Source organism: Bacteroidales bacterium, from assembly GCA_014860575.1.
Taxonomy (GTDB): Bacteria; Bacteroidota; Bacteroidia; order Bacteroidales; family JAAYJT01; genus JAAYJT01.
Window position 1 is genome coordinate 1 of sequence record JACZJK010000023.1, and the last position, 4,640, is coordinate 4,640.

Annotated in this window: 5 protein-coding genes; all 5 read right to left on the reverse strand. The window is 38.7% G+C overall.

The genetic code is table 11. The annotated features are described in order from the left end of the window. Nucleotides 1-194 precede the first annotated feature (194 nt). A complete protein-coding gene (locus IH597_06550) occupies nt 195-1,193 on the reverse strand; it encodes an aldo/keto reductase (GenBank protein ID MBE0662109.1) in 999 nt (332 codons plus the stop codon). Nucleotides 1,194-1,475: 282 nt separating this feature from the next. Continuing rightward, nucleotides 1,476-1,949 carry a hypothetical protein gene (locus tag IH597_06555; protein MBE0662110.1) on the reverse strand — a complete coding sequence of 158 codons (474 nt, stop codon included), beginning with the start codon at nt 1,947-1,949 and terminating at the stop codon, nt 1,476-1,478. Between the two features lie 75 nt (nt 1,950-2,024). Beyond that, on the reverse strand, nt 2,025-2,621 hold the full coding sequence (locus tag IH597_06560; protein ID MBE0662111.1) for a hypothetical protein: 597 nt from the start codon (nt 2,619-2,621) through the stop codon (nt 2,025-2,027). Nucleotides 2,622-2,851: 230 nt separating this feature from the next. After that, nucleotides 2,852-3,451: a DUF4760 domain-containing protein gene (locus IH597_06565; protein MBE0662112.1), complete on the reverse strand. Its 600-nt coding sequence runs from the start codon at nt 3,449-3,451 to the stop codon at nt 2,852-2,854. Between the two features lie 259 nt (nt 3,452-3,710). Continuing rightward, nucleotides 3,711-4,640, reverse strand: a 930-nt coding sequence (locus tag IH597_06570; GenBank protein ID MBE0662113.1) for an aminotransferase class V-fold PLP-dependent enzyme, incomplete at its 5' end; no start/stop codon positions are given.

The following is a 4,640-nucleotide window of genomic DNA, read 5'->3' on the forward strand; positions in this document are numbered from 1 at the left end:
AACTACAAGAAAATCCGCAAGGAGCTGGCCGGTCCGGCGAGGTAGTTGGTGTTTTCTGTATCAAACACTGTCAGGTCTGGATCCCGCACCCCGAAAAACGGGGCAGGCAGTGCGGGACTGACAGGTTGGGTTATATGAGTAAAGGAAGCCTGAATATTTTTTGAGAGACATCTTAGTGCTAATTTGAGTGCTGACTACCAGGCATAAGCCGTTGGCGCTTCGCCGCCGGGGCCGGGAAAAATCTCATCCAGCTTTTTAAGGACTTCTTCATCCAGCTGAATAGTTGCTGCACGCACTGCACTTTCGAGTTGTTCGATTGTTCGTGGCCCAATAATAGGCGCAGTCACAACCGGATTATGAAGCAGCCATGCCAGTGCGACTTCTCCGGGTGGGTGTCCAATATTTTTACACAGCGCCTCGTATTTCTCCAATTGACTACGTTTTTTTTCTATTTGATCCACCTGGCTCTTGTCAATGCGCCTTCCAACCTTATGCTTCTCCAATGCTCCGCCCAAAAGTCCGCCGGCCAATGGGCTCCAGGGAATGAGTCCCAATCCGTAATGCCGGCAGGCCGGAATCACTTCAAGCTCGACCATCCGGTTGTCAAGATTGTAAACACTCTGTTCGCTCACCAATCCCAACATGCCGCGTTTGGAGGCTTCCTGGCAGGCAGTAGCAATATCCCAACCCGCGAAATTGCTTGAACCGACATACACTACTTTCCCCTGTTTAATCAGTGTATCAAAACTTTGCCATATCTCATCCCATGAACACTCACGGTCAATATGATGCATCTGGTATAAATCAATCCAATCGGTTTGTAAACGCTTTAAGCTGCCTTCGCAATGTTTCCGGATTTTATAGGCGCTCAGGCTACGGCCATCACTGTTGACTTCGGGTAAATTTGCTTTGCGATCCACAGGATTGTAAACTTTTGTTGCCAAAACCACTGCATCCCGCCGTCCGCCACCCTGCGCCAGCCATCGCCCGATAATTTCTTCCGTGTACCCATGTTCCACTGACCAGCCATAGACATCGGCCGTATCGAAAAAATTGATCCCCAATTCCAACGCCCGATCCATGATTTTGAAGCTCTCTTCTTCGCTCGCATGCCACCCAAAGTTCATGGTTCCAAGGCAAATATCACTAACCAGAACCCCGTGCTTTCCAAGTCTTTTATGTTTTACTGTCATTTTGCTATCTCTTTATTTTTTATTATTAAACGTAATGTTACCAATTTTTTTATCATTTACTTTTCGATGCACGCGAAACACCTGAATTCATGATCATCTTTTTGTTCGTACCGTGTCATTTTGCACAACGGTTACTTGAATTTGTCGTTCCGGATTTCGAGTAGCGTCAGCGTCCGATAGGACATGAAGGTCAAGAAAGGGGCGGAGACAACCCAACGCACTGACCCCGCAATGCAATTTTCAATTTGTTTTGGGCAAGGTTCCAAATCGTGTCATTGAAATTTATAATTCTTTCTTAAAGTATAGTTTTCCGTTATATTTCCTTAGCATTGGTTCAAATGCCTTAAATGCAATTCCAGATGAACTGCTCTTTGCCTTCTCATAACTCCAGTCTATCCATTCAGTTTTAATATCACCAATTGAACTACCAAAAAGTACATAATTACATCTCGGACGAATTAAAATTAATGAGTCGTTAAATGAAACAGTTAGAGTGTATTTGTATCCTCCTTGAGAAGTTCTTTCGTTTGTAGAGAGAGATAAAAACTCTTTATCATTCGAGGAAAAAGAAAAACCTTGACCAATAAGGAATTTACCAAAAGAGGTAAAATTATTCTCTGCCAATTTATCACCAAAAATTAGGATTATATTATCTCCTTTCTCTGGAATAGCACGTTGTGCGTTCACATTAATATGGCTCAAGGTGAAAATGACAAAGAATAAATAGAAATTTACATTTAACTTTTTTAAATTCATTTGTCTAATTTTTATTTGTGTTTGATTTAATACTTTCCTGTCAACGAAGCAAACAAGTTTAATTTGGATACCCTTTTAAGGGCAGTGCTTATTTTTTACATTTTCTGAAATTGTTTTTATTGCTTCTTTAATTTCATTTAGTTTCATAGGTAACTTTTGCAATTCAAACATTGCTCTTGGCTCTTCGCTCTCAAATGATGGTGATTTTGCGTAATGTTTGAATGAGAAATAAAACGGATTTGAGGTCTTCCTTTTTGAATAAAGAGACTCTTGGAATAGAATTTTTCCTCTATAGTTTAAATTATCATCTTTGTATTTTCCAAAGAATGATGACTGTTCCCCAATTATTAATGAGGTGCTTTCTTTCGGATTTAAAATCGGAATTTCTATTCCGGTATCGTCATTATTAAATGATACTTTTTCTCCATTATAATTGAGTAAAGGCTTGTCCCAAATGAGGCTTATATTAAAAGCTGATTTTGAACCCAAATTTTCAGCAACCAACAGAATTAAGTCATATCGGCTTCTAAAATCTAGCCTTAAGACTATTTGAGGTTTTTCAGAGAGCGATTGTCTATAAAATGACTCATAAGCAATCCATCCTGAAGTTATTGCAATTGTCAATGATATTGATGCAGTTAAAGTCTCCCATTCATTATTTATGAAACTCAAACATGATAATATCAGTGAAATAATTATTAGCGATAAAAAACAAATCTGAAAAAATCCTCTCATAGTTTATCTCTTAATTTAACTTTGCCCATAACGTAGCGGTTTGCGGCTATGGTGCGTGCCGCATTATAACTACTATTTTTCTTTATTTGCACCATTTTTAATTTTACAATTATCTTTATTAATAAGCACTATTTGCGGCATGCACTACGAGCCGCTGTTATGCATTGTTATTGTGTTATTTTTCGTTTCGTTGCAAGGTAAATGCCTTGCTCCCATGATGTAGCAAGTTTTGTAAATTCAATCCAAATCGTAGGATTATTATTTCTTTCTCTAAATTCAGTAATGTATTTTTTAAAATTATTATAATAAATAATAGTCACTTCATTGACCAATTTGTACATCGCTTTTTCATCAACAAATTCAAATTGTATGGCAACAGAAATTTCTTCATAAAGATTTAATGTTGTTCTAACAGCAGTATGTAAATCTTCGTCCACTACTATTCTTTCAAATATTTCTGAAGGTTTCACGTCGTTTACATTAAAATTCTTTAGGAGATATGATTTTAATTTTTGCAAATCAATATTCGAATGTCTTTCCATGAACTTAAAACAACCACTTATCCGGTCATGATTTACCTTTTGTTTAATACTAAGAGCAACAAAAAATGCAGAATAAATGGCAGCTAATCCACCCAAAACAGTAATGGAAAAAATCACTAAGTCCTTATTATTAGGTAGAGTTATAAATAACACTATAAATACTGCAAAAAGCAATACTAACAAATACAAAAATTTTAATTTTAACGTAAATCTCAATGTGTCCATTTGTTTGTCTTTAATAATGCGTAACTCGTTTATTGCTAAGTTAAAACTGTAACCTGATTTGATCCTAAAGGAAAACATTGTACGGTTTTAACCCATTTTTATTTTTATCGTTGATTCAATGAACTCAAAATGTCAGAACAAAGATAATGTTTTTTCAAAAGGACAAACGGGATTTTATTTTATGGATAACTGCATGGGCACAAATTTCTGCTATCCTAATTGACTTGTGCCCATTCAACTGCTGGATATGGTTTCGATGTCAGACCTGCTGACCAAAAACAAACAGTTCTCTTTTGTTAATAAACTCATTGATTTGCCTCAGTGTTTCCTTTTTGGTGAACTGGACATCCGTGGTCTGTTGGCCGTTGCCGGATATAGAATTTAGTTCTTCGATAAGTGGATCAAGATCGGTTTCGGTGTTTTGAATTCCAACACTTACCCGTGCGATTCCCTGCAAATTGATGATGGGAATCAGCTTCAGGACAAATCGTTGAAATTTTTCCTGAAATGGCGTGAAGTCAAGCAGGTGCTTGATAATCAGGTGAGCGCAATGGCAACCATAGCGGATGCCAATCCCTTTGTTGTGCGCCAGTTTATCGGCAATCCTGCCGGCCATTTTGTTTTTTAAATCAAAAACTATCACTCCGATTTTTCTGTCAAACCTGGGTGAATCAGGATCATCAATGCCAAAAACCTTCAAATTTTTGATGGTTGCCAGCTTTTGCAGGGCTTTGACGGTAAGTTGTTTCTCTTCAGCGTCAATCTGGTCGTACCCGATGTTTCGCAGCAATAACAGCGCTTTCCCGAGCGCCGCTATTCCACCGGCATTTTCATCGCCCAATGTATTGATCTGCTCCATCTCTTCCTGTTTCATGTTCAGCATGCCCTTTTTCAAAATCAGCACGCCGCATCCAAACGGAGCATAAACTTTATGAGCCGAAAAAGCGAGGCAGTCAATGTTCCATGCCTTCATATCCACCGGCCGGTGGGCAATCAGTTGTGCAGCATCCACCATGAGTTGGACGCCGTAGCGTTTTGCCATTTCCCCGATTGCCTGTAAATCGTTACACGCGCCTAAAACATTGGAAGCCGCACTGATGGTGATCAGCCTGATCCTTTTCAAGCCATGCTTGTTATCAGTATTATAGGCTTTTAGCAAAGATTCAAGTTCTGAAGGGTCAATAAATCC